At 74.5% G+C, this 25,986-nt stretch carries 19 protein-coding genes; 18 read left to right on the top strand and 1 reads right to left on the bottom strand.

Annotation, left to right across the window (positions count from 1 at the left end):
- The first annotated feature begins 87 nt into the window (after positions 1-87).
- The 18 genes from VFZ92_RS14650 to VFZ92_RS14565 all read left to right on the top strand — a co-directional run bounded on the left by VFZ92_RS14650 (position 88) and on the right by VFZ92_RS14565 (position 22,027).
- Positions 88-3,135, top strand: a complete 3,048-nt coding sequence (locus VFZ92_RS14650) for a hypothetical protein (protein ID WP_330876452.1) — start codon at positions 88-90, stop codon at positions 3,133-3,135.
- A 25-nt stretch (positions 3,136-3,160) separates the two neighbouring features.
- The gene (locus VFZ92_RS14645) at positions 3,161-3,850 is read left to right on the top strand and encodes a DUF4255 domain-containing protein (protein ID WP_330876451.1); all 690 of its coding nucleotides are present in this window, start codon (positions 3,161-3,163) and stop codon (positions 3,848-3,850) included.
- Entirely contained in the window at positions 3,847-5,931 is a 2,085-nt protein-coding gene (locus VFZ92_RS14640) for an ATP-binding protein (RefSeq protein WP_330876450.1), read from the top strand. Before VFZ92_RS14645 ends, VFZ92_RS14640 begins: the two co-directional genes overlap by 4 nt.
- 28 nt (positions 5,932-5,959) lie before the next feature.
- The gene (locus VFZ92_RS14635) at positions 5,960-8,017 is read left to right on the top strand and encodes a DUF4157 domain-containing protein (protein ID WP_330876449.1); all 2,058 of its coding nucleotides are present in this window, start codon (positions 5,960-5,962) and stop codon (positions 8,015-8,017) included.
- A gap of 220 nt (positions 8,018-8,237) precedes the next feature.
- Positions 8,238-9,761, top strand: a complete 1,524-nt coding sequence (locus VFZ92_RS14630; RefSeq protein WP_330876448.1) for a phage tail sheath family protein — start codon at positions 8,238-8,240, stop codon at positions 9,759-9,761.
- A gap of 43 nt (positions 9,762-9,804) precedes the next feature.
- Complete coding sequence (locus VFZ92_RS14625; protein ID WP_330876447.1) at positions 9,805-10,245, top strand: phage tail protein; 441 nt, start codon at positions 9,805-9,807, stop codon at positions 10,243-10,245.
- The gene (locus VFZ92_RS14620; protein ID WP_330876446.1) at positions 10,242-10,706 is read left to right on the top strand and encodes a hypothetical protein; all 465 of its coding nucleotides are present in this window, start codon (positions 10,242-10,244) and stop codon (positions 10,704-10,706) included. Before VFZ92_RS14625 ends, VFZ92_RS14620 begins: the two co-directional genes overlap by 4 nt.
- Positions 10,703-10,861, top strand: coding sequence for a DUF6760 family protein (locus tag VFZ92_RS14615; protein ID WP_176947121.1), 159 nt, complete (start codon positions 10,703-10,705; stop codon positions 10,859-10,861). The genes VFZ92_RS14620 and VFZ92_RS14615 overlap by 4 nt, the downstream gene beginning before the upstream one ends.
- 4 nt (positions 10,862-10,865) lie before the next feature.
- On the top strand, positions 10,866-13,673 hold the full coding sequence (locus tag VFZ92_RS14610) for a hypothetical protein (RefSeq protein ID WP_330876445.1): 2,808 nt from the start codon (positions 10,866-10,868) through the stop codon (positions 13,671-13,673).
- Between the two features lie 24 nt (positions 13,674-13,697).
- Positions 13,698-14,132 carry a phage tail protein gene (locus VFZ92_RS14605; RefSeq protein ID WP_330876444.1) on the top strand — a complete coding sequence of 145 codons (435 nt, stop codon included), beginning with the start codon at positions 13,698-13,700 and terminating at the stop codon, positions 14,130-14,132.
- 25 nt (positions 14,133-14,157) lie between these two features.
- Complete coding sequence (locus VFZ92_RS14600; RefSeq protein ID WP_330876443.1) at positions 14,158-14,922, top strand: LysM peptidoglycan-binding domain-containing protein; 765 nt, start codon at positions 14,158-14,160, stop codon at positions 14,920-14,922.
- Entirely contained in the window at positions 14,919-16,616 is a 1,698-nt protein-coding gene (locus tag VFZ92_RS14595; RefSeq protein ID WP_330876442.1) for a VgrG-related protein, read from the top strand. The genes VFZ92_RS14600 and VFZ92_RS14595 overlap by 4 nt, the downstream gene beginning before the upstream one ends.
- Before the next feature lie 20 nt (positions 16,617-16,636).
- The gene (locus VFZ92_RS14590; RefSeq protein ID WP_330876441.1) at positions 16,637-16,951 is read left to right on the top strand and encodes a PAAR domain-containing protein; all 315 of its coding nucleotides are present in this window, start codon (positions 16,637-16,639) and stop codon (positions 16,949-16,951) included.
- Complete coding sequence (locus tag VFZ92_RS14585; RefSeq protein ID WP_330876440.1) at positions 16,948-17,358, top strand: GPW/gp25 family protein; 411 nt, start codon at positions 16,948-16,950, stop codon at positions 17,356-17,358. The genes VFZ92_RS14590 and VFZ92_RS14585 overlap by 4 nt, the downstream gene beginning before the upstream one ends.
- Positions 17,358-19,292, top strand: coding sequence for a putative baseplate assembly protein (locus VFZ92_RS14580; RefSeq protein WP_330876439.1), 1,935 nt, complete (start codon positions 17,358-17,360; stop codon positions 19,290-19,292). The genes VFZ92_RS14585 and VFZ92_RS14580 overlap by 1 nt, the downstream gene beginning before the upstream one ends.
- A complete protein-coding gene (locus tag VFZ92_RS14575) occupies positions 19,289-19,849 on the top strand; it encodes a phage tail protein (protein WP_330876438.1) in 561 nt (186 codons plus the stop codon). The genes VFZ92_RS14580 and VFZ92_RS14575 overlap by 4 nt, the downstream gene beginning before the upstream one ends.
- Entirely contained in the window at positions 19,849-21,264 is a 1,416-nt protein-coding gene (locus VFZ92_RS14570) for an NADase-type glycan-binding domain-containing protein (protein ID WP_330876437.1), read from the top strand. The genes VFZ92_RS14575 and VFZ92_RS14570 overlap by 1 nt, the downstream gene beginning before the upstream one ends.
- 142 nt (positions 21,265-21,406) lie before the next feature.
- Positions 21,407-22,027: a response regulator transcription factor gene (locus tag VFZ92_RS14565; protein ID WP_330876436.1), complete on the top strand. Its 621-nt coding sequence runs from the start codon at positions 21,407-21,409 to the stop codon at positions 22,025-22,027.
- A 454-nt stretch (positions 22,028-22,481) separates the two neighbouring features.
- Here the strand turns inward: VFZ92_RS14565 and VFZ92_RS14560 are convergent, their stop codons facing one another.
- Positions 22,482-25,976, bottom strand: coding sequence for a BTAD domain-containing putative transcriptional regulator (locus VFZ92_RS14560; protein WP_330876435.1), 3,495 nt, complete (start codon positions 25,974-25,976; stop codon positions 22,482-22,484).
- Positions 25,977-25,986: the final 10 nt, after the last annotated feature.

The following is a 25,986-nucleotide window of genomic DNA, read 5'->3' as shown; positions in this document are numbered from 1 at the left end:
CCCTGACCCTGCCCGACCGGACCTCCCCGGCGCTCGCCGCGCGCGGCGACGATCGCTTGCGACAGGTCCGTGACCGGAGGTGGAACCTTGTCCAGAAGGGCGCGTACCCGCACCCTCGCCGTGCTCGCGGCGGTCGTGGTGGTGTGCGGGGTGATCGCGGTGGTGCGTGACGTCGTCGGCCCGCCGGAGGTGTCCGCCCAGCCGGGGGAGCCGGTGACCGGCCGCATCGCCTTCGCGGGCACCGAGCACCGCAGCCTCGGCCACGTGGTCGACCCGCAGCCGGACGACCTCGGCCCGACCACGCCCCTGCTGGGCGAGGGGCCCGCCCACTTCGACGACCACGTGTCCGCCCGCGGCGACCTGGTGGTGTTCACCAGCCTGCGCGACGAACCCCGGCCGCAGGTGTACCTGCGCGACGCGGGCGGCGGCGTGCGAGCGCTGACCGAGGGCCACGACGCGGCGCACCCGCAGTTGTCGCCCGACCTGCGGACGGTGGTGTTCGGCTCCCGTGGCGACCTGTGGCTGGTCGGCGTGGACGGCGGCGAGCCGCGGCGGCTGACCGACACCGACTCCGACGAGTCGTGGCCCACGTTCTCCCCTGACGGCACGCAGGTCGCGTTCTCCGGCGACCGCGACGGCGACCGGGAGGTCTACCGGATGCCGGTGGCGGGTGGAGCGGTCACCAGGGTGACCGACGAGCCGAACGGCGACGCGGGCGAGCCCGCGTGGAACCCGGTCGACGGCCGCATCGCCTACACGCTGCGGGTGGGCGACGTGCCGCGGGTGCGCGTGCTGACCGGCACGGGCGTCGGCACCCCGTTGCTGGGCGGCGACCAGGCCGCGTGGCGCGGCCACTGGCCCGCGTGGCTGCCCGACGGCTCGCGCCTGCTGTTCCTGAGCCTGGACCAGGTTTGCAGCTGCCCCGCCGACCCGAACGCGGTGAAGGTCTACCGCGCCGACACGACGCCGGGCCTGCCGCTCACCGCGCCGCCCGACCTGCTGCTGGGTGAGGACCGGCACCTGAGTTCCCCGAGCTGGCAGGTCGAGGGCTCCGTGCCGCGGCTGCTGGTCTCCCGCACCAGCGCTCCCACCTGGTTCACCGCGACCCTCCAGGACATCCGCCCCGACGGCTCCGACCCGCGCGACCTCGGTGTGACCGTGCTGCGCGAGGACCCCGAGGCGGTCGACGACCCGAACCTGCTGTTCCGGCCGCGGGCCGGGTTCGACCCGTGGACGACCCGCCAGTCGTACTCGCCGGACGGGCGGCAGATCCTGCTGAGCCGGTTCGAGGACGAGGGTGGCCAACGGGTGCAGCGCCTGTGGCTGGTCGACGCGGACGGGGGCAACCCGCGCCGGGTGCCCGTCGCAGACCGGCAGCCCGCCGACTGGGAGTTCGACGCGGGCTTCTCGCCCGACGGCCGGTTCATCGCCTTCGCGCGACGCTCTCCCGGCGGGCTGCGGCCTGCGGGCGGCCAGAGCCGGGTCGTGGTCGTCGAGGCCGCCACGGGCGCCGTGGCCGGTGTGCTGAGGCCGCCGCCGGAGGTCTCGGACCAGGAGGACACCCAGCCCGCGTGGTCGCCGGACGGGACCGCGCTCGCGTTCACCCGCGGCATCATCACCGACGGACCCACCGGCGAGGTCCGCGACAACCACATCTGGACGGCGCGCGCCGGGACGCTGGACCAGCAGCGCGATCTGAGCGCGCTGGTGTGCGGCGGCGACTGCCCGGTCACCGACGACAGCTCGGCGTTCAGCCCGGACGGGCGCGAGCTGGTGTTCAACCGCGAGTTCGACGGCTTGCTGCGGGTGGGACTGGCGGACTTGAACTGCGAGGTGCTGCTCGGCGGCGGCTCGTGCGCCGCGCCGGTGATCAACCCTGCTGGGCCGTTCCAACCGCGCGATGCCGCGTACGCCGCGGACGGCCGGATCGCGCTGACCACCCGGCGGGCGGGCGACGCCCGGTCGCCGGAGGAGCTGGCCGTGCTCGACCCCGGCACCGGGGCCCTGAACCGGATCGCCACCCACCTGCCGGGCAGGCAGAAGGAACCCACCTGGCAGCAGTCGGTCGACCTCTCGGTGGACGCGCCGCCTGCGGCGTCGGTCGACGCGGGCCGGACCGCCTCGATCCCGGTGACCGTGCTCAACCGCGGTCCGGCGGCCTCTCCGGGCACCGTGCTGACCGTGGCCGTGCCCACCGGGCTGCGGCTGGTCGGACTGCGCGCGTCGGGCGGAACGTGCGCGGTCGAGGAGTCGCGGTGCGACCTCGGCGTGGTGGCCCCCGGCACGTCGGTGGAGGTGGTGGCCGACGTGGTGGGCGTGGTGCCGGGGACGCACCGGCTGGACTCGTCGGTGGCCGGTGCGGTGCTGGACGCGCTGCCGTCGGACAACGCGGACAACACCGTGGTGACCGTCGGCGAGCCGCCGACCACCACGACCACGCCGACCACCACACGGACCACGACCACGCTGCCGCCGCCCCCGCCCGTCCCGCCCGCCGGTCCCGCCCTGGCCGTCTCGGTGCAACCCGCCCCGTCCTACGTCGGCGGCCGGGCGGTGGTCACCTACACCGTGCGCAACGGTGGCGATTCCCTGGCGACCGGGCTGCGACTGGACTTCCTGCTGCCCGCGCGGGTGCCGGTGGCGGCCGTGCCCCCTGGGTGCGCGCCGACCAGCTGCGTGCTGCCCGACCTCGTGGCGGGCACCACCCAGGTCGTGCAGGTGGTGCTCGCGCCCACCGCGGCGGTGCGGACCGAGGTGCGCGGCGTGCTGCGGACCACCGGCACCGACGCCAACCCGAACGACAACACCGCCGCCGCACCGATGACCGTGCTCCAGCCGAGGATCGTGGCCGTGCCACCGATCGGCGAGCCGGGGTTCGTCACCTCGGTGCGAGGCGTGGACTTCCCGCCCGGCGCTCCGGTCCGGCTGACCTGGACGCCCGGCATCACCGCCTCCGCCGCACCGACGTCGCCGCGCGCGGACGGCCGGTTCACCGCGCAGCTGCTGATCCTGTCCAAGGACCAGACCGGGCCGCGCACGATCACCGCGACCGGCCCCGGCTTCCGCCCCGTCACCACGCCGTTCCTGGTCGTGCCGGGGTCCATCGGGCCGCCGGACATGGTGGCGCGCAGGTGAACCCGACGACGAGGAGGAGGTGCCCGTGATCCACGAGGTGGACGAGGCGATCCGGCGGATGCTGGTCGCGGCGGGTGTGCCCGGCGGCGGGGGCGAGCTGTCGTTCGACGCGCCGACCAAGGACTGGGCCGCTCGGCGCAACGCCCCCACGGTCAACGTGTTCCTGCACGACATCCGCGAGGACGTGATGCGCCGCCACGCGGGCGGCGTGGAGGTCCACGACGACGAGGGCGTGCTGACCGGGTGGTACGGCCCGGCGCGGTGGTTCGAGCTGGCCTACCTGGTGACGGCGTGGACCAACCGCCCGCAGGACGAGCACCGGCTGCTGTCGGAGGTGCTGGCGAACCTCGTGCGCGTCGAGCGGATGGCGAACGAGTGGCTGACCGGGTCGCTGGCGGAGCTGGGGCTGGGCGTCCTGCTGAACTCGGCCCAGCCGCCGGACGGGCGGGCGACCTCGGAGATGTGGTCGGCGCTGGGCGGTGAGCTGAAGCCGTCCATCGACCTGAAGGTCATCGCGCCGCTGGCGGGCGAGTGGACCAAGGCCGGCCCGCCGGTCACCGAGGGAGTGGTGCTGGAGACGGCGGCGCAGTCCGGGGAGCGCGCGCGCCGCCTGCGCTACGAGGGACCGACGACCGCCGGTGGTGACGGGTTCGCGGCCACCAGGCCCAAACCCGCGCCGGGGTCCAGGAGGCGACGCGGAGGGGCGATCCGATGACCGGCGTGGTCGTCCGACCGGCACAGGAGGACGCGGGGCCTGCCACGTCCCCGGAAAGCGCCGACCTGGTCTACCTGTGGGCACGGCTGAGCGCGGTCGAGCGGCGGGTGCGGCAGGCGGTCGCGGCGCTGCGCGCCGTCGACCCCGCGCCGGACGATCCGTACCGCGGCCTGTACCTCACCCCCGAGGCCGTCCGGGGAGTGCTGGCCGCGCCGCGGCAACCGCCGCTCCACGTCCCCGAGCCCGACCCCGAACTGGACGCCCTGGCCGCGCTCGTGCCCGACGCGGGGCCCCGGCTCCTCCGGCTGGCCGCCGGCTTCGGTCTGGCACCGGTCGACCTGGAGTTGCTGCTCGTGGCCGTGGCGCCCGACGTGGACCCGCGCTTCGAGCGGCTCTACGGCTACCTCAACGACGACGTCACGCGCCGCCGGGCGACCGTGGGCCTGGCGCTCCGGTTGTGCGGCGAGCCGATCGCCGGACCGGGGCGGTTCCGCCTCGCGGCGAGCGCACCCCTGGTGGCGGGTGGCCTGGTCGAGGTGCAGGACCCGACGGCGCCCGCGCTGTCCAGGGCGCTGCGCGTACCCGACCGGGTGGTGGCCCACCTGCTCGGCGACGACGCGCCCGACCCGGAGGTGGCGGAGTTCGCGCGCATCGCGCCCGCGGCCGCTGCCCCCGTGGAGGAGTTGCCCGAGCGCCTCGGCGCGGGGCTGCGCGCCGGGATCACCCCGGTGCACCTGCGCGACACCGGCGGCGGCGCGGGCCCGGCGGCGGTCGGCGCGCTGGCCGCGGCCGGACGGGGCGCGGTGGTGCTCGACGTGGCGGCGCTGGCCGACCGGAAGCGCCCCGAGCTGGCCGCGGTGGTCCGCGAGGCCCGGCTGCGCGGAGCGGGCGTGGTGCTCGGCCCGCTGGAGCCGCTGGCGCCCGACGGGGCGCGGGCCCTGCGCGAGCTGGTCGCGCTGGCGGGTGACCTGCCGGTGGTCCTGCACAGCAGGCAGCACTGGGACCCCCGGTGGACCGCGCGGCCCGTGCTGTCGGTGCCCGTGGCGTCGCCGCTGCCCGCGGAGCGGGCCTCGTGGTGGACGCGCGCGCTCGGCGGCGAACCCGCGTTCCTGCCGAACCTGGCCGGCTACCGGCTCGGCTCCGAGGAGATCGACCGGGTGGTGGCCGTGGCAGGCCACCTGGCCACCGTGGAGGGCGAGCCGGTCGGGCTGCGCCACGTGCGTGCCGGGGTGCGGGCGCAGAACGGCGCGGGCCTGGACCGGCTGGCCAGGCGCATCGTGCCCGCCGTCGGCTGGGACGACGTGGTGCTGCCCGAGCGGACCCGGCGGCAGCTCGCCGAGCTGGTCGTGCGGGCCCGGCACCGCGACCGTGTGCTGGGGGAGTGGCGGATGCGCCCCGGCGGCGGTCGCGGACGGGGCGTGGTGGCGTTGTTCGCGGGCGAGTCGGGCACCGGCAAGACGATGTCCGCCGAGGTCGTCGCGGCCGAGATCGGCATGGACCTGTACGTGGTGGACCTGTCCACGGTGGTGGACAAGTACGTCGGCGAGACGGAGAAGAACCTGGAACGGATCTTCACCGAGGCCGCGGGCGTGCACGGGGTGCTGCTGTTCGACGAGGCCGACGCGGTGTTCGGCAAGCGGTCGGAGGTCCAGAGCGCGCACGACCGGTACGCCAACGTCGAGTCGGCCTACCTGTTGCAGCGCATGGAGTCCTTCGACGGCATCGCGGTGCTGACCACCAACCTGCGGTCCAATGTGGACGAGGCCTTCACCCGCCGGATCGACGTGATCGCGGACTTCCCGCTGCCCGACGCGGAGCACCGCTTGGCGCTGTGGGACCGCTGCCTCGGCCCGGCCCTGCCGCGGGCCGGGGACGTGGACCTGGCGTTCTGCGCGGAGCGCTTCGAACTCGCGGGCGGCTCGATCCGCGCGTGCGCGGTGACCGCGGCCTACCAGGCGGCGGCCTCCGACCGCCCGGTGGCCATGGCCGACGTGGTGGCGGCGGTGCACCAGGAGTACCGCAAGCTCGGCAGGCTCGTGCTGGAGAGCGAGTTCGGGCCGTGGTTCGGGGTGACGCGGTGACCTGCTCTTTCCGACGCGGGAGGCGTTGATGCACAAGCACGAGCACGAGCACGAGGGCGGGACCTGCCACCGGGCACAGTCTCCGCAGATCCCGGACGGAGCCGAGCGCGGTGCGGAGGAGGTGCTGAGGCTGCAGCGCCTCGTCGGCAACACGGCCACCACCGGCCTCGTCCAGTCGGTGCTCGACGAGGCCGGGGCAGAGCAGGCCGAGGTGCGGCGGGCGAGCGTGCGGGACGCGGTGAGCGGCTCCGGCCGGCCGGTGCCCGACGACGTGCGGTTCGAGGCGGAGGCGCGACTGGGCGTGGACCTGTCCGGGGTGCGCCTGCACACCGGACAGGCCGCGGAGCGCTCGACGGAGGAGATCGGCGCCCGCGCCTACACCACGGGCAGGCACGTGGTGCTCGGCCGCGGCGGGAATGACTGGAAGACGCTGCTGCACGAGTTCGACCACGTGCGCCAGCAGGCCGAAGGGCGGGTCGAGGGCACCGATCAGGGCAACGGGATGCGGATGAGCGACCCGTCCGACCGGCACGAGCAGGAGGCCGAGGCCAACGCCACCAGGGCGCTGCGCGGCGAGCCGCCCCGGCACGGCGGCGCGTCCGGACACCATCACCACGGCGGCGGCATACCGGTCCAGCGGGCCAGGATCGCGGACGTCCAGCCGGGCCTCGACGCCGACGCGGGCACCCAGATCATGAACAGGCTGCTGTCCATGCTGCTGGTCGTGCCGGTGGCGCTGCCCAGCGGCAGCGGCGCCAGCACCCGGAGGCAGGCGCTGAACATCAGCAGGGGCATCGACCCGAGGCTGACGGACCAGGGGAACGGGACCGGGTTCGCCACGATCACCTGGGACCAGCTGCTCCGCGGCGACGTGGTGCGCATGGCGTACGGCCAGTACGACGTCTTCGTGATGCCTCACGGCGGCGGCGCCCTCGCCGCCGCCACGGACGACCTGAGGGGGATGATCGACTCCAACCTCTTCGAGGGCGACGCGGTCCTCCGGGAGTTCAGCACGGCCCTGATGGAGTGGCTGGTGCGCAGGCGCAGCAACTCCAGCGGCGACGTCGAGGTGGTGACCAACCGGGTCACGACGGACGAGGGCACGGGCGCGGAGGTCACCGTCGGAGGCCGCCCCGGCTGGGACACCAGGGCCAACCAGATCGTGACCGGCTACGACGAGGACCGACGGCACATCATCGCCTGGCACACCATGCGCGGTGCGTTCCGCAACGCCTTCAACGCCGCGCTGACCCCCGGTGAGAACATCAGACAGCGGATGCGGACGCTCCTGAACACCCTGGACTCGGTCGCCACCTGGGCGGAGCTCGACGAGGCCGAGGCGGCCAGCTCGCACAGCAGCGAGAACGGCGACGCGGCCAACAGCCAGTCCAGCAACGTCACCATGGCCGACGCCCCGCCCGCCGCTCAGCAGTCGCCGCCGGGCAGTGGGATGGACATCGACGTGGCGTCCGAGCACGGTTCCTCCCATGCCAGCAGCACGACGTCGGAGCAGCTGCGGGACAGCCTGAGCTCGACCGTCGCCAGGGTGCTGACCATGCTGTCGAACAACCCGTACAACCTGTGGGCCGGTGACGCCATCGCCAACGAGTCGATCAACCGGGTCAGGCAGCAACTCTCGGCCATGATGAACGAGTACACCGACGACCAGGAGCTGATCGACCGGGTCGTTGCCAGGGCCCAGCAGGGTTCGTCGACGCAGAACCAGGACCGGCGGGTGTGGACGCGGGTGCGGGACACACTGGACAGCGTGGACGCCGGCGACGCGCGGAAGTTCATCCAGTCCGTCATCGACTCGTTCGACGTCGACATCCCGATCACCGGAGAGGGCCAGACCTCCAGCACCTACAACGCTCTGGAGGCCCAGGTCGGCGCCGTTCGCAACGTCCTGGCCACCGGCCTCGCCCAGGAGGTGCTGGTCATGTACGACAACCAGCTGCCGGACGACTTCGACTCGCTCATCGCCACCGTGGACAGCTGGTTGCGGCGGTTCCTGCGCCCGGAGGATCTGCAGACCAGTGTCAGCGGCGGCCGCCGCACGGTGGGGCCGCGGCAGCAGGACGAGTGATTCGCGCGCACTTCGCGAGCACCCGTTCGATCCGTCGCCCATGACCGCCCCCCACGCCCCGGCGCCCACCGCGCCGGGGCGCTTCGGTGTGCCCGGACCGCGCGTGTCCCTTCGGGCAACGGCATTGCCCTCGGTCGTGGTCCGCCGACCCTGCCCTTGCCCGCGCGGTCGCAGCAGGCTGTGAAGTGCCAGAGCGGAGCGGAAAGACAGGGGAGCGACCATGCCGCAGTACCTCTCACCGGGCGTCTACGTGGAGGAGGTCCAGTCCGGGGCGCGACCGATCGAGGGTGTCGGCACCGCGGTGGCCGCCTTCGTCGGCTTCGCCGAGCGCGGGCCCTTCCACCGGCCGACCCTCGTGTCGAACTGGAACCAGTACGCCCAGCTCTTCGGCGGCTTCACCGAGGACGCCTACCTTCCGCACGCGATGTACGGCTACTTCGCCAACGGCGGCGGCGCGGCGTACGTGGTGCGCGTCGGCGGCGCCCAGGCGGGGGCCGACCCCGAGCCCGCCGCGCCCGCCCCGGCCGAACTGGGCGGCCTGCACGTCGCGGCGCTGCCCGGCACGGGCTCGGACATCTCGGTCGAGGTGGCCGACGCCGACGGCGAGAACCCCCCGGAGGACCGCTTCAAGCTGCTGGTCAAGCAGGGCGGCAAGGTGGTGGAGACCCACGACGTCTCCACCAGGAAGAACGTCAAGAACTACGTCGCCACGCAGGTGTCCGAACGCTCCAAGTTCATCCGGGTGACCGAGCGGTCCGGCGGCGCACTGGCGCGTCCGGACAAGCAGCAGGTCACGCTGCCCGACACGCCGGCCCCGTCGAAGGCGGTGGCCAAGCTGGACACCGGGGAGTACCTCGGCGACCCGGAGGCGCGCACCGGCATGGGTGGCCTGGAGAGCGTCGACGAGGTCACCATGGTGGTGGCGCCGGACCTGATGAGCGCCTACCAGCGCGGCCTGATCGACCTGGAGGGCGTCAAGACCGTCCAACTGGCGATGATCTCGCACTGCGAGCAGATGGGCGACCGGGTCGCGCTGCTCGACGCGCCGCCAGGGCTCACCGCGCAGAAGGTCCGGGCCTGGCGGATGGACGACGCGAACTACGACTCCAAGTACGCCGTCCTGTACTACCCGTGGATCAAGGTCTTCGACCCGGCCGGCGGGCGCAACACCCTCGTGCCGCCCGCCGGGCACATCGCGGGAGTGTGGAGCCGCAACGACGACGAGCGCGGCGTGCACAAGGCGCCCGCCAACGAGGTCATCCGCGGCGCGGTGGACCTGGAGATCAACGTCAGCAAGGGCGAGCAGGACCTGCTCAACCCGATCGGCGTCAACTGCGTGCGCTCGTTCCCCGGTCGCGGCATCCGGGTCTGGGGCGCCCGCACGCTGTCCTCCGATCCGGCGTGGCGCTACCTCAACGTGCGCCGGCTGTTCAACTACCTGGAGGAGTCGATCCTGCTGGGCACGCAGTGGGTGGTGTTCGAACCCAACGACGACCGCCTGTGGGCCAGCATCCGGCGCAACATCACCGGTTTCCTCACCGAGCAGTGGCGGCGGGGCGCGCTGTTCGGCCGCACCCCGGCGGAGGCCTTCTACGTCAAGTGCGACCGGGAGAACAACCCGCGGGAGTCGATCGACCTCGGCCAGGTCGTGTGCGAGATCGGCGTGGCGCCGGTCAAACCCGCCGAGTTCGTGGTCTTCCAGCTGTCGCAGTTCTCCGACAGCACCAGCCTCGTCAGCGAATGAGCCGTCCCGCGCGGGCGCGTGAACCAGAAAGGCGGCACCACCCATGGCAGAGGGCGATGCTCTTTCCACCCACATCTTCGGCGTCCAGCTCGGCGGGTTCACCGTCGAGTCCCTCCAGGAGGTCAGCGGGCTGACCGTGGAGGAGGACGTCGTCGAGGTCTCCCAGGTCACCTCGACCGGCAAACCGGTGCTGCGCAAGCAACCCGGTGCGCAGAAGGGTGGTGAGGTGACGCTCACCAGGGGCTTGGACCAGAGCGTCACGTTCACCAACTGGCTCAAGGAAACCCTGGAGAAGGGCGCGGTCACCGCGGCCCGACAGGACATCACCATCGAGGTCAAGGACACCGAGGGCAACACGGTCCGCCGGATGACGCTCTTCCGCGCGTGGGCCAGCAAGTGGGAGGGCCCCTCGTTCAAGGCGGGCGAATCCAGTGCCGCCACCGAGAAGGTGACCCTCGTGTTCGAGGAGATCACGGTCGAATGAGGCGGCGGACGATCGCGCTCGACCAGCTCGACGAGCTGGTCGAGCCCAGCGACGAGCCGGAGCGGTCGGCCGCGCCGAGCGCGCACGGCGGCCTGCGCACGGAGTTCGACTTCGAACTGCCGCGGGGCTACGTGGACCCCGACGGCGTGGTGCACCGGCACGGCCGGATGCGCCTGGCCACGGCGCGCGACGAGCTGCGGCCCCAGATCGACCTGCGGGTCAAGGAGAACCCCGGCTACCTCAGCGTGGTGCTGCTCAGCCAGGTCATCACCCGGTTGGGCACGGTCCGCGAGGTCCACGCCGGGGTGGTGGAGCAGATGTACGCCACCGACATCGCCTTCCTCCAGGACTTCTACCGGCGGATCAACAGCGAGGGCCACACCAGGGCGGGTGTGTCCTGCCCGTCGTGCGGCACCGCGTTCGAGGTCGACCTCGCCGGTGGTCGCCTGGGGGAATCGTGACGTACGCGGCCGACCGGCTGCTCGAAGAGGTCGCGTACGTGGCCTACCACTTCCACTGGCCGCGCGAGGAGATCCTCGACCTGGCGCACCACGAGCGCCAGAGCTGGGTCCGCGAGATCGCGCGCATCAACACCAGGGTGAACGAAGGGAGGTGACCCGGTGGGGTTCTTCCGGGATCGGTGGCGGCGCGGTTCCCGCGCCGCGCGGGAGCCGGTGGCCGCGCGGGTCACCGCTTCGGCGGCACCGGAGCGTCCCGCGTGGGACGGCGGGTGGCGTGCCGTCGCGCCGCTGAGCGGGGTGATCCAGCGCAGCGGCATCGCCGTCGGCGACGGGCTGGGCTTCCGGGACGGGTTGGCGTCCTGGCGGGACCACCGGTTCGGCGGCGAGCTGGGGCACTCGGTGCACGCCGACGCCCCAGCCGGGTTGGTCGGCGGGATGACCGGTCCGGAGGTGGCCGAGCGGTCCCGGTACTCCGGTGGCGGACCGCTGCTGGTGGCCTGGCGCCGGGAGAGCGAGGAGGCGGTCGGTCCTGCGCGGACGGGGGTGTCCGGTGACGTGGTCGAGGCGGCCGTGCCGAAGGCTCCTCGTGCCGGTGCCGCGCCGCTGGTGCGGCGGAGTGCGGTCGGCGGGTCGAAGCCCTCCGGTGGAGGGCGTTCGACCGGGTCGTCCGGTGGTGGCGCGACCGGGTGTTCCGGTGGTGCGGCCGGGTCTTCCGGTGCTGGTGCCGCGGTGGAGTCTTCGAGCACCGGTGGCGCGGTGGTCGGCCCGACGTCGTCGGGTGGAGGCGAGGCCGTGGCCGCTGCCGTGGCGTTGCGCGCCGGTGGGGTGGTGATGGGTTCGGCAGGGTCCGGCGCCGGGCGGACGGATGGGGCGAGGTCGACGGGTGGCATCGCCGAGGTGGTCCGGTTGCGACCGGTCCGGCCGCCGTTGACCGTCGCCGGGCGGCCGGTGATGCCGGTCCGCTCGCTGCCCGTGGTCGGTGGTGCGGCGGGGAAGGACCCGAGCGTGCCGGTGGCCCCGGCGGGCGGGCGGCCCGGGCCCGCGGAGGCCGCGCCGAGGCCGAGATCCGTGCCGGTGCTCGGGGAACCGTTGACCGCGATGCCGCCGACGGCACAGGTGCCGTTCGGAGCGGCGGGCTCGTCGTCGGTGCCGCGGTCGAACCCACCCGGCGTCGGTGGGCCGACACCGGTGGTCCGGTCGGTGGCGGCTCAGGCCGGCGGTCCGCCCGCGGTGCAGCGCGGCGCGGGACCGAAGCCCGACGCGGCGCCGCGACCCGAGCGGGGCACCGGGATCGGCGCACCCCTCGCGGGACTGCCGGCCACCGCGACCCCGGCGGGGGCACGTTCGCCGAAGCCCGCGGCCGGTGGGGCGAACGCACCGGCCGTGCGGGGTTCGGCGGCTGACGAGCCGGAGTCGTCCCCGAGCGGTGGGTCGTCTTCCCGGCGGGCGACCACGGCGGGCGGACCGGTGCGGCGCGCCGGTGACGGGCGCGGCCCGCTCCCGGGAGCGGAGGTGCTGCCACCGCTGGGGGTGGACCGCCCGGTGCGGCGTGCGCTCGACGGCACGATGCCGACGGCGCGGCGGTCCGGCGACGCGTTCACGACCGACCGGGCACCGGCCGGACCGGGTGCGACCCGGCTGCCGGTGGTGCCGGTGACCCGGCTCCCGGCCGGGGAGGCGACCGTCCAGCGGTCGCCGACGCCTGCCGCGCGGGCGGGGGCCGGGACGCACGGGGGTTCCGCGGCGCACGCGGCACCCGGTGGTCCCGTGCCCTCCGGGGCGCACGGGGGCTCCGCGGCGCACGCGGCACCCGGTGGTCCCGTGCCCTCCGCGGCGCACGTGGGCTCCACGGGGCCCGCGGCGGATGAGCCTCACCGGTCCACACCACGGGGCGGAACGCACGGTCCGCGGGTGCTGCCCCTGATCGCTCAACGGCCCCTCACCACCAGCACCGCCGCAGGGCTGCCCCAGCCGGTGCGGCGCGCGGCGGGGCGGCCCGTGGTCCGCCCGCGGTGGGCGGGCGCCGGGCGGGAGGCGACCGGTTCGGATCCCGCGCCGACGGCGCGCCTGCGGTCCGCGGACCGGGGAGTCCCGGCGGACGGTGGTCGCGGGTCGGTCGGTCGACGCACGGCCGCGCCGAGGCCTACCAGCTCCGGCGAGACGTCCCCGCGGACGCGGTGGTTCAGCCGCCCGAACGCGCCGACGCCGGTGGTGAAGGGGCGGGCGGGCGCGCACGGGCCGACCGGTTCGGGCCGGGCGCGGCCGGGCGGCACGGCCCCGAGCGCGGCACCGGCATCAACCTCCGCGGCGACCCCGACCCCGGCAGCGACCTTCGCGCCGAGCCCGTCACCGACCTTCGCGCCGACACCAACACCGATGCCGACGCCGACCTTCGCGCCGACCCCGAACTCGACCCCGATCTCGACCCCCACGCCGATCTCGGCACCGACCTCGATGGCGTCGTCGGTGGCCGTCCAGCGGGCGACCGGTCCCGCCTCTCACCCCCACGTCCAGCGGCACGTCGGCCGTTCGCCCCGACCCGCGGGGAGCGGCGCGCCCGCCGTGGTGCGGCCGACGCCGCCCCGACCGCTCGACGGCGGCCCGAAGCTCCCGGCGGTCGCCCGCCCGCACCCGACCGGCGTGCCGACCCCGATCGGCCGGGACCGCGCATCGAGCGACCCGGCGGCTCCGCGACCGACCTCGGCCCCCGTCCCGGTGAGGTGGTCGGCGGGCGCGCAGGTGCAGCGGGCACCGGCAGGCGCGTCGTCGGACCCCGAACCGAGGATGCCAGGGGCCTGGCCCGAGGCCCCGGTGACCGAGCCCGCGCGCTCCACCCGCCCGAAGCGGGTCGACCCGGATCTCGACGAACTGGCCCGCAGGCTGCTCGACCCGCTCGGCAGGCTGCTGCGCGCCGAGCTGCGCCAGGGCCGCGAACGCACCGGCCGACTGCACGACCGCCGCCGTTGACCGGCCCGAACGAGGAGCACTTCCATGAGCGACGACGTCTTCGCCAGCAGCGTCTTCTTCCGGTTGACCATCGCCGACGACGACCTCGGCATGTTCCACACCTGCGACGGCCTCGGCGCGACGGTGGAGGTCGAGCAGTACGCCGAGGGCGGCAACAACGGGTTCAGCTGGAGCCTGCCCTCGCGCATCACCTGGTCCAACATCACCATGACCCGCCCGGTGACCGGTGACTCGGCCAAGGTCCTCAAGTGGTTCAACGAGGTCATCAAGGAGGCCGACCGCGAGGACGGCGAGATCGTCGCGCTGGCCCCGGACCTGACCCCGATCGTCAGCTGGCAGGTGATGGGCATCATCCCGATCCGCTGGCAGGGGCCGACCTTCGACCCGAGCCGGTCGCAGGCCGCCGTGGAGACGCTGGAGTTCGCCCACGAGGGCCTCCAGGCGTCCAGCGACGACTGAGCGCGGCGACGGGAGGAGGCGGACCGTGGCATCGAAGGTCGGGGTGATCGCGGGCAAGGCGGGCAAGGCGGCGAAGGCGTACTTCGGTTCGGGCCTCGTCAAGGCGCAGCTGGTGATCATGGAACCGCCCGCCAGGAGCGGTGCCAAGCCGGGGGCGCGGTTGGCCACGGTCAAGTTCCAGTTCAACCCGAACAAGTTGGCGCTGAGCAAGAGCGTCGAGTGGCGGCGGAAACCGGCGCGGATGGCGGGCCAGGCGTCGCTGCCGGAGTTCGTCGGCAGCGGGCCGCGGTCGTTGAGCGTGGACGTGTTCCTGGACGCGACCGCCGAGCACGACAACTCGGTGGAGGAGCGGGTGGAGAAGCTGATGATCGCCTGCGTGCCCACGAAGGCCAGCCTGCGCAAGAAGAAGCCCGCGAGCCCGTGGGTCCGCTTCGAGTGGGGCACCGCCACGTCGGTGTCCTTCGACGGCGTGCTGTCCAGCCTGTCGGTGGACTACTCGCTGTTCGACGTGGACGGCAAGCCGCTGCGCGCCACCTGCTCGCTGGCCATCGAGGAGGCGGGGGCGGGCACGCCCGGCCAGAACCCGACGTCCGGCTCGCGCGAGGCCCGGCGGACGCACCGGGTGGTCGCCGGGGACAGCCTGCCGCAGCTGGCGTGGCGCGAGTACGGCGACGCGACGGCCTGGCGGGTGATCGCGGAAGCCAACGACATCGACGACCCCATGGTCCTGGTCCCCGGCACGGAACTGCTGGTACCGGGTGTGGCGGGAGAGACAGGGGAGGACCGATGACCGGGCCGGACGTGGAGGGCGACAACATCGCCGCGAGCGCGCTGGTGCGCGCGAACGGCATCCCGCTGATCGCCGAGGCCGACCAACTGGTCCGCTGCGTGGTGGACGAGAACGTCGGCCTGCCCGACTGCGCCGTGCTGACGTACTCCGACGAGAAGAACGATCTGCTCAAGGAGACGCGCATCACGATCGGCACCGAGCTCGTGGTGTCGCTGGCGGCCTCGAGCGTCACCACCACCGAGCAGGTGTTCTCCGGCGAGGTCACCGCGCTGGAGCTGGACCGCGACCGCACCGGCCAGTACACCGTGATCCGGGCGATGAGCCGGGCGCACCGCCTGATGCGGGGTCGCAAGGTCCAGGCGTTCCGCAACATGTCGGCGGCGGCCGTCGTGCGGAAGGTCGTCAAGGACGCCGGGTTGACCGCGGGCAGGCTCGACGTCGCGGGCGTCACCTACCAGCACCTGAGCCAGGCGGGCGTGTCGGACTGGGACTTCCTCCAGATGCTCGCGCGGGAGCACGACGCCGTGGTCCGGGTCGACGAGACGGGGCGGCTGGAGTTCGTCAAGCTCACGTCGGCGAGCAAGGCGCCCAAGCCGAAGACGACGAACGACCCGCACGTGCTGGAGCTCGGCGAGAACACCGTCGCGCTGCGCGCCGTGCTGACCACCGCGGACCAGGCCAACGGCGTCGAGGTGCGCGGCTGGGACGTGGCCACCAAGAAGGCGCTGGTCGCGGTGTGCCCCAACACCTTGAGCAAGACCGTCAGGCCTGGTTTGAAGGCGAGCGAGGCCAACGCGGCCTTCCGCACCCAGGCGCCCCTGCTCGTCACCGACACGCCGTACGCCACGCAGGCCGAGGCGACCCGAGCGGCGCGCTCGCTGGAGGCGTCCACCAGCGCGGGCTACGGGGAACTGGAGGCCGTCGTCACCGGCAACCCCAAGCTCCGCGCGGGCGACCCGGTGGCGCTGACCAACTCCGGCAAGGACTTCGACGGCGCCTACACCGTGACCGCGGCGCGGCACGTGCTGGAGCCCGAGACCGGCTACTACACCACGCTGACGGTCAGCTCCTCCTACGACCGCTCGCTCGCGGGCCTGGTCACCGGCGGCAACGCGCCTGCCCGCAGCCCGCGCATGCCCGGCCTGGCCACCGGCATCGTCACCGACATCAAGGAGGCGGGCGGCCAGCGCGGCTGGGTGCGGCTGACGTTCCCGTGGCTGGACGACAAGTACGTCACCGACTGGGTGCGCACCGTGCAGTGGGGCGGGGCGGGCGGCGGCGGGGTGTTCAGCCCCGAGGTCAACGACGAGGTGCTGGTCGGGTTCGAGCAGGGCAGCCTGGACCGGCCCTACGTGATCGGCGGGCTCTACAACGGCGTGGACAAGCCCTCGGCGCACGACCTGCCGCTGGTGGACGGCAGACGCGGCAAGGTCAACCGCCGCTCACTGGTCTCGCGCACCGGCAACCGGGTGGAACTGCTGGACGGCACGGTGCGGTCGGGTGTCCGGCTGGCCTCCGGCGACAAGCGGTTGGAGGTCGTGCTCGACGAGAAGCGCAACAAGATCGACCTGTTCGTGCGCGGACCGGGCGGCGCGCGCGTGCTCAGCTCGGTGTCGCTGACCAGCACCGGCATCACCATCGACGCCGGGCAGGGCGTGCTCACGCTCAAGGGCGCCCTCATCAAGCTCAACTGACCACGTGAGGAGATCGCGACATGCCCACCGCTGCCAGACAGGGCGACAAGACGCTGCACGCAGGCACCATCGGCCCGCCGCTGAACCCGCTGTCGGCGGCCCGGCTGATGACGGTGCTGATCGAGGGCAAGCCCGCCGCGACGATCAACTGCGTGCACGTGTGCGCCGTGGTGCCGCACAACGCGGCCCCCAACATCATCCTGATCTCGCCGACCATCGCACGCCGCGGCGTCCTCATCGGGGGCCTGGCCGCCGCCGCGGCCATGGACGAGACCACCTGCAAGGCCAAGCTGGCGCCGCGCCCCGGCACGGTGCAGATCGGGGGTCCCCTGTGAGCGCCGACTTCATCGGACGCGGCTGGGGCTTCCCGCTGCGGGCGGGCGCCACCGGCGGCATCGGCATGGTCGACCGCGACCAGGAGATCCAGGAGGCCATCCGGCTGGTCCTGGGCACCGCGCCCGGCGAACGCCCGATGCGCCCGGAGTTCGGCTGCGGCATCCACGACCTGGTGTTCGCCACGGCCGACGGTGCGACCGCCGGGCGCATCTCGCGCGAGGTGCGCGCCGCCCTGGACCGGTGGGAGCCGCGCATCGACGTGGCCGACGTGGTCGTGGCGTTCGACTCGGTCGACGTCGGCACGCTCTACATCGAGATCCACTACACCGTGAAGTCCACGAACGACCAGCGCAACCTGGTCTTCCCGTTCTACACGATCCCCTCCGAGGAAGGGGAGGCGGGCTGATGGCGTTGCCAGCGCCCAACCTGGACGACCGGCGCTTCCAGCAGTTCGTGGACGAGGCCAAGCGCTACGTCCAGCAGAGCTGTCCGGAGTGGACGGACCACAACGTGTCCGACCCCGGCATCACCCTCATCGAGACCTTCGCGCACATGGTCGACCAGCTGGTCTACCGGCTCAACCGGGTGCCGGAGAAGAACTACCTGGCGTTCCTGGACCTGCTGGGCGTGCGGCTGTTCCCGCCCACGGCGGCCCGCGCCCTGGTGACGTTCTGGCTGTCCGCGCCGCAGGTGGAGACCGTGTCGCTGCCCGCGGGCACCGAGGTGGCGACGGTGAGCACCGAGTTCGCCGAGGCGATCGTGTTCGCCACCACCGGGGAGCTGCCGATCGTGCCCTGCGAACTGGCGCGCCTGGTCACGCGGTCCGCGTCGGGCGAGCACACCGACCGCACCCGAGACCTGGAGTCGGGCAAGGACGTGGCGTGCTTCCAGGCCTCGCCCGTGCCCGGTGACGCCACCCTGTTCGGGCTCACCGCCGCCGTGCCGAACTGCGCGGTGGTGCTGAGGCTGGAGAGCCGGGTCGAGGGCGTCGGTGTCGACCCGCGGCAGCCGCCGCTGGTGTGGGAGGCGTGGGACGGCGGGGACTGGGTCGCCTGCGAGGTGGACGAGGACGGCACCGGCGGTCTCAACCGGCCGGGTGAGGTCCTGCTGCACGTGCCGGGCGGCCACACCATGTCGGTGGTCGCCGGCCGGCGTGCGGGCTGGCTGCGCTGCCGGGTCACCGAACCGGTGCCCGGCCAGCCGTTCTACTCGGAGTCCCCGACGGTCCGCGAGGCCGAGGCCTACACCATCGGCGGCACCACCGCCGCCGAGCACGCCGAGACCGAGGCGGACGTGCCGCTCGGCGAGTCCGCGGGCGTGCCCGGCCAGCGGTTCACCGCGCCCAGGGCCCCGGTGCTGCTGGACGGCGACCCGGTGGTCGTGCGGGTCTCGGCGGGCGAGGGGTGGGAGGACTGGGCGGTGGTGGAGGACTTCGGCCTGTCCGGCCCCGACGACCGCCACGTGGTGCTCGACGCGTCGAGCGGCGAGTTCCTGTTCCCGCCCGCGGTGCGCGAGGCGGACGGGACGCTGCGCCGCTACGGCGCGGTGCCGCCCAAGGGCGCGGTGCTGAGGGTGCCGCGCTACCGCACCGGCGGTGGCCGGTCGGGCAACGTGGCGCGCGGCACGATCTCGGTGCTGCGCAGCTCGGTGCCCTACGTCTCGGCGGTGGAGAACCGGGAGGCCGCGATCGGCGGGGTGGACGCCGAGACGGTGGCCGAGGCGAAGGTGCGGGCGCCCAACCAGTTGCGGGTGCAGGACCGCGCGGTCACCGCGGAGGACCACGAGCTGATCGCGCGGCAGGCCGCGCCGTCGCTGGCGCGCGTGCGCTGCCTGCCGGTGGAGGGCGAGGTGGGGGCGGCGCGGGTGCTGGTGGTGCCCGACGCGGTGGCCGACGAGGGCGACCGGTTGCGGTTCGAGCAGCTTGTGCCCTCCGACGAGGTGCTGGCCGCGGTCTCCCGCCGGTTGGACGAGCGGCGCCTGCTCGGTACCCGGCTGGTCGTGGAACCGCCCCGCTACCAGGGCATCACGGTGGTGGCCCGGCTCACCGCGACCGACGTCAACCGGGTCCGCGAGGCCGCGCTGGCCGCGCTGCACCGCTACCTCAACCCGCTGCGCGGTGGACCGGACGGCGTCGGGTGGGACTTCGGCAGGCCGGTGCAGTTCGGTGAGGTGTTCTCGGTGCTCCAAGCGGTGCCGGGGGTGCTGCTGGTGGACGAGATCCGGATGTTCCCGGCGAACCCGATCACCGGGGTGCGGGGTGCGCCGGTGGACCGGCTGGACGTCGCGCCCAACGCGCTGGTCTTCTCCCACCAGCACCAGGTCGAGGTAGGCGCGTCGTGACCAGGGCCGCGCTGCCGGAGCTGCCGAGCAGGCACCCGCTGGGGGACATGCTGCCCGCGCTGTTCGCGGCGGACGACTTCGCGCAGCGGTTCACCTCCGGTCTGGACGCCGTGCTGTCGGCGGTGCTGTCCACCCTGGACAACCTGCCGGCCTACCTGGACCCCGGACTGGCACCGGAGGACTTCCTGGCGTGGCTGTCGTCGTGGGTGGCGGCAGGGCTGGACCCGGCGTGGCCGGAGCCCCTGCGGCGCGCCCTGGTGCGGCGGGCCGTGGAGCTGCACCGCAAGCGCGGCACGGTGTCCGGGCTCGTCGAGCGGTTGGAGATGTCGTTGGGGGTGCGCGCGGACGTGGCGGACGGTCCGGGGGTGCGCTGGTCGGGCACGCCCGACGCGCCGCTGCCCGGTCCGGCGGTCGACGTGGTCGTGGTGCGGGTGTGGCCGGGGTCGTCCGGTCCGGTGGATCGGGACCGGGTCGAGGCGCTGGTCGGCGCGGTGTGCCCGGTGCACGTCCGGTGCGCGGTCGAGGTGCTGGCCGGGCCGCCCGCGGGTGGGGGGTGATGGCCGTGGTGCGCTCGTGCCCGCAGTGCGGCGCGTCCGTGCGGGACGGCGACGACTTCTGCGGCAACTGCGGCACCTACCTGGGGTGGACCGCCGAGGCCGCTCGGTCGGAGCGAGCCGGTGCGGGCGGGGTGACCGGGACGGCCTCGGCGGTGGGGACGGGAGCGGAGCAGGCCGCGCACCAGGCTCCGGTCGTGCGGGAGGTCCCGACCGGGCAGCAGGCCGTGGTGGGGGAGTCGGCGGGCGGGCAGTCGGCGGGCACGGACGGACGGGCGGCCGACGGGGAAGCGGACGCGGGCGGCGATCCGGACGACGACCGGGACCCGGCGGCCGGGGAGCGACCGGCGGCGGGGCGGTCGGAGGAGGACCACCTGGCGTCCCGGATCGGGACGGCCATCGGGGAAGGACCCTCCGACCAGGCGGAGCTGGGCTCGGCGGTCGGTCTGCAACGTGAGCCCGAGGACCCGGCCACCGCTCGGCCAGGCCTGTGGGCCCGCTGGCGCGCGTGGGTCCGGTCGCGCTTCGGGAAGGACGGCGGGACGTCGACCACCGACGAACTCGACGCCCGCGCCACCGCTGCCGGGAGCAGGCCCGAAGCCGCTCGGGTCCGGACGGCCGCCGGATCGGAGGTGGCGGTGGGCGAAGGTCCGTCGACCGTGGTGCTGGGCCCTGTTCTGCCGGGGAGACCGGAGGCCAAGCGCCCGCTGCCCACCTCCGGCGGCGAGATCGAGGTGGACGGCCCGCCCTGCCCGGTGTGCGGCACCACCAACCCGCCGGGCCGCCGGTTCTGCCGCCGGTGTGCCACACCGCTGGATGGCGGGACCGCGGTCGCCGTCGCGGGTCGCCGCCGACGCGCGCGCCGCGGCGACACCTCCCGGTGGCTGCGCAGGCTGGCCGCGCTGCTCGTGGTCGCCGCGGTGGTGGTCGCCGGAATCGTGTTCTACCCGAAGGCGGCGGATCTGTTCGAGGACCTGCGCGACCGGCTGGCCGACCCCGTGCCGGTCGCGCCCGCGCGCACCTCGGCCACCGCCGAGGTGCCCGACCACCCGGCGTCGGCCGCCGTCGACGGGTTGTCGAACCGGTACTGGGGAGCGCCCGCCGTGGGCGACGCGATCGAGTTCACCTTCGACCAGCCGTTCCGGCTGCTGTCGGTGGTCGTGCACACGGGCGCCTCGGCGCAGCCCGAGCAGTTCCGCGAACAGGCCCGGCCCACGGCCGTGGACCTGGTCGTGACCGGCTCCGGGGGCGTTTCCCGCACGATCGCGGTGGCGCTGAACGACCAGCCGGGCCCGCAGCGCACCGACACCGGCATCAGCGACGTCATCGCGGTGCGCCTGGTCGTGAAGTCCGCCGCGGGACTGGGCGCGGGCAGGTGCGTGGCGCTCGGCGAGGTCGAGTTCTTCCGCCGCCCGTGACCGGGACCGGTGCGGTGCGGTGCGGGGGATTGGCGGCGGAGTCGGCGCGAGGGCCGTGAAGAACTCTTGTAGACGCGTTGGAGAGCGCGTGAAGCCGCGCCTCGCAGACTCGGGATCGGGAACCGGACCTGTGGAGGCAGCGGTGGAACGAGTTCGGGTCGTCGTCCAGACGGCGGATCACCTGAGCATGGCGGGGTTGACCAGCTACCTCGGCGGGCGGGCCGAGATCGAGGTCCTGGACTGGGACCAGCGGGCGACGGCGAACGTGGTCGTGGTCGCCGTCGACCGGATCAGCCCGGAGGTGCTGACCGGACTGCGGCGGGTGGCCACCGACATCGGGGCGCCGGTGGTGCTGGTGCTCGACGAGGTCGGCGAGAGGGACGTGCTCGCCGCGGTGGAGCACCGGGTGGTGGCGATCCTGCCCCGCACCGCCGCGACCGGCGCGGGAGTCCTGCGCAGTGTTCTGGCGGCGGCCTCGGGCGGCGGGGTCATGCCGCCCAGCCTGGTGGCGGAGCTGCTCAAGCACGTGGAGCGGCTCCAGCGGGCCCTGGTGTCGCCGGACACGAGCGTGCCCAAGCTGACGCCGCGCGAGGCCGACGTGCTGCGGTTGATGGCCGACGGTCTGGGCACCGCCGAGATCGCGGACAGGTTGTGCTACGCCGAGCGCACGATCAAGAACGTCTTCTACGGGTTGACCACCAGGCTCAACCTGCGCAACCGGCCGCACGCGGTCGCCTACGCACTGCGGAAGGGGATGATCTGAGGTGGACGAGGCCCTGGCTGCCAAACGGGAACGTGCCCGGCCGAGACGGGTGGTGTACCTGGTGCGGCGAGGAGCGCGGGAGACGACCGGGGCGCGGGTCGCCCGGCCGGGCAGGGACTGGGTGATGTCGGCCGATGGGGTGATCGGCGCCCCGGCGGAGGGGGATGAGTAGCACTCCACCCGCGGAGGGGCGGGGCGGACTCGCCGCGGGCACGGCGCCGCGCCGCAGGAGGAGGGACCGGGGATGTGCTGACGTGCCGCGTGGAGTGGACGGATCGGGGATGTGCTGACGTGCCGCTCAGTGTGGACGGATCGGGGATGTGCTGACGTGCCGCTCAGTGTGGACGGACCGGGGGTGCGCCGACGTACCGCGCCGAGCGGACGGATCGGTTGCGCACCACCGGTCGCCTGGTCGACGACCGGGGCCGGTGATGGCGGGACAGCGCGTCGGTGCTCAGCCGACGCGGGTGGTGGCCCGGCGGACGTCCCACGCCGCGCCCAGGCCGCGGTAGAGACCGACCGCCTCGCGCAGCGCCGCGCCGGCCTCAGGATCCCGCCCCCGTCGGGCGAGCAGGACCGCGCGGTCCTCCAGCGTCTGCGCCGACTCGAACACCCGGCCCACCGAGCGGTAGTGCGCGGCGACCTCCGTGAGCCCGTCCGGGTCCTCCGCCAGCACGCAGCGGCATCGCCGCGCCGCCGCGGCGGCCCTGGCCGCGATCGGTTCCCTGGCCGCCTCGGCCTCGCAGGCCTCGACGGCGGCGCGGGCCGTCGCCCGGTCGTCGCAGTCGAGCGCCACCCGGACCAGATCGGGCAGCCACTGGTGCCGCAGCATCATCTGGGCGTAGCGGGTGTCGAGGATCCCGCCCAGCAACCCGATCGCGTCGGCGTGGTCGCCGTTCCGGTACGCCGCGGCGGCCCGTGCCGCCACCAGGAAGTCGCAGTTCTCCCGGTTCGCCGCGGTCGCCAGGGGCAGCGTGAGACCCGCGTGCAGGTGCCGCCTGAGCGCCAGGTCGTCGTCCCGGTGCGCGGCGATCAGCGCGGCGACGCCGTGCAGCAGCATCAACCCGCCCTCGCGCAGGCCGAACCCGGTGATGCCCGAGTGGTCCCCGAGCGCCGCGCCGAGGCGGTCCACCGCCTCGTTCCACCCGCCGAGCCAGAACTGGTGAACGGCCGCGCCGACCTGGAGGGCCGCCACGGGCGCGCCCTGCTTGGCCGCGTCGAACGCCAGCCGCACCGCGTCGGTCGCCTCGTCGAGCCGGTCCAGGCACTGGAGCGTGAACACGCGGTTGTCCAGCAGCACCAGCTTCAGGTCGGTGAGGCTGACGTCGGTGCCCACCACGTCCAGCGCCCGGTCCAGGTAGGCGAGCGCGCTCACGTAGTCGCGCCGCGCCGCGTCGACCTGCCAGAGCACCTCCAGGGACTGGCCGATGGCGAACGGGTCGGCCGCGCGTTCCCCGACCTCGATGGACTCGCGCGCGCTCGTCGCCGCCGCGTCGAGGTCGTCGAGCCCGGCGCGCTGCACCAGCGCCAGCAGCGACAGCAGCCGGGCCCGCCACGCGTCGGGCAGCGCCGGGTCGGCCAGCGTGTCCCGCAGCGACGTCAGCGCCTGCTCCGGCCGTGACGCGCGGAAGGGGACGTAGGCCGTCGTCCACTGGACCTCCGCGATCCGGTCCGGGTCGCGCAGCCGCGGCAGGGCCCGCCGGGCGTGGTCCTCGGCCTCGGCGTCCCGGCCGATCCGGAACAGCGCGCTGCTCAGGTGCGCCCGCAGCGTCGCGGCGCGCTCGTCGGGCACGGCCGTGGACCGCAGCGCCCGCCGCAGCAGCTCGACCGCGACCAGCGGCGCCTCGCAGACCAGCGCGGGCGCCCGCACCAGCAGCCAGTCCACCACCCACGCTCCGACGTCCCCGGACGCGGCCAGCAACTGCTCGGCCACGTGGTCGACCGGTGCCCCGGCCTGCGCGAGCGCCTGCGCGGCCTGCTGGTGCAGGACGTCGCGCAGCGCCGCGGGTGTCCTCTCGTGCAGCGCCTGCCGCAGCACCGGGTGCCGGAACGCGATGCGCGTCCCGGCATCGCGCAGCACCCCCGCCGCGGCGGCCTCCTCGAACGGCGTCACCAGGTCCGCCACCGGGCGGCCCAGCACGACGGCCAGATCGTCGACCGAGAACTCGCAGCCCAGCAGCGCCGCCCACCGCAGCACCTCGCGCGTGGGGGCGGAGACCAGGTCCAGGCGCCCGTCGACCGCGGACACCAGCGAACCGGGGACCCGGTCGAAGGCGTGCTCGTCCACCTCGGCCACGTCGGTGCCGACGACCACCAGCCGCTCGCGCAGCAGGGCGTCCGCGACCTCCCGCACGCACAGCGGGTTGCCGCCCGTCCGCGCGGCGATCTCGCGCAGCGCCGGACCGGGCGGTGCGCCCACCCGCCGCCGGACGATGTCCGCCACGTCCGCGTCCGCCAACGGCGCCAGGTCCAGCACCACGCCACCACCGGACTCCGTGACGCGGCGCAGGCGGGCCACCTCCGGCCGGTGCGGCACCGGGCGCGCCGCGCCCAGCAGCAGCAGCGGTAGGTGCCGGGTCAGCGCGCCGAGCCTGCGCCACACCTCGGTGCTGGCCTCGTCGGCCCACTGGAGGTCGTCCAGCACCAGCACCAGGGGTGCGTCGGCGCACAGCGCCTCCACCAGGGCCACCAGCCGGTCGACGCCGACCGCGACCGGGTCGCCGCTCGCGAAGATCGATCCGACGGACTGCCGCTCGCGCAGCACCCGAGCCACGGCCGCGCGCCGCGGGTCGGCGGCGGCGGGATCCACGTCCAGGGCGTCCAGAGCGAGCCGGAGGGGGAAGCGGCCGTCCATCTCGTCGGCCACGGCGTGGGCCGTCGGGTGCCCCGCCAGCCCGGCCCGTGCCAGTGCGACGGCCAGCAGCGCCGACTTGCCGATGCCCATCTCACCCTCGACCCACAGCGTCCCGCCGCGTCCGGCGGACAGGTCGTCGACCGCCCGCGAGATCGCGGCCAGCTCGGCGCGGCGGCCCACCAGGACCGGCTCGTCGGAGGTGCGGACCACCGGTGCCGCGTCCGGCGGTGCTGGGAGATCCGGCGGTGCTGGGCGATGAGGTGCCGAGCGGTCGGGGGACGCGTGGGTGGCGGTGGGAGCCCGCGGCGGTGCGGGGCGCGGGGGAACCGGAGTGGTGGGCGTGCCGCTGAGCACGAGCTGCTGCGCGGCGCGCAGCCCCGGCCCCGGTTCCACGCCCAGTTCGGTCACCAGCACCCGGCGGGCGTCGCGGAACACCTCCAGCGCCTCCGCGCCGCGCCCGTCGCGGTGCAGGGCCAGCACCAGCAGCTCGCGCGCCCGTTCCCGCAGCGGTTCCTCGGCGACCAGCGCGCCGAGGTCCGCGATCACGTCGGTGTGCCCGCCGGTCGCCAGGGCCGCCTCGGCGCGCAGCTCCCGCGCGGTGGTCCGCTCCGTGGCCAGCTCCCGCCGCCGGGTCTCGGCGAACGGTCCGCTCAAGCCCGCCAGCGCCTCACCCCGCCACAGCCCCAGAGCCGCGTCGAGCGAGCCCAGTGCCGCGTCCGCGTCGCCGTCGGCCAGCTGCTGCCGACCCCGCGCCCGCAGCGCCCGGAACTCCGCCAGGTCCGAGGCGGCCTGCGCCCACCGCAGGCGGTAGCCCGACCCGACCGACTCCAGCACCCGCGAGGCCGCCCCGCGCGCCCGGTCCGGCTCCAGGGCCCTGCGCAGCAACGAGATGTAGGTGTGGACGCTGCCTTCCGCCGTGGCGGGCGCGTCTCGGCCCCACACCCCGGCCACCAGGTCGTCCCGCCGCACGGCCGCGCCCGTGCGCAGCGCGAGCATCGCGAACACCGCTCTGGGGTGTGCCGAGCCCAGCGGCACCTCCCGGTTCCCGATCCACGCGCGCACCGGCCCCAGCACGACCAACCGCAACTCCGACATCCCGCCCGCC

The organism is Umezawaea sp., from assembly GCF_036375055.1.
Lineage (GTDB): Bacteria > Actinomycetota > Actinomycetes > Mycobacteriales > Pseudonocardiaceae > Umezawaea.
This window is presented reverse-complemented; position numbering and strand designations above follow the sequence as displayed.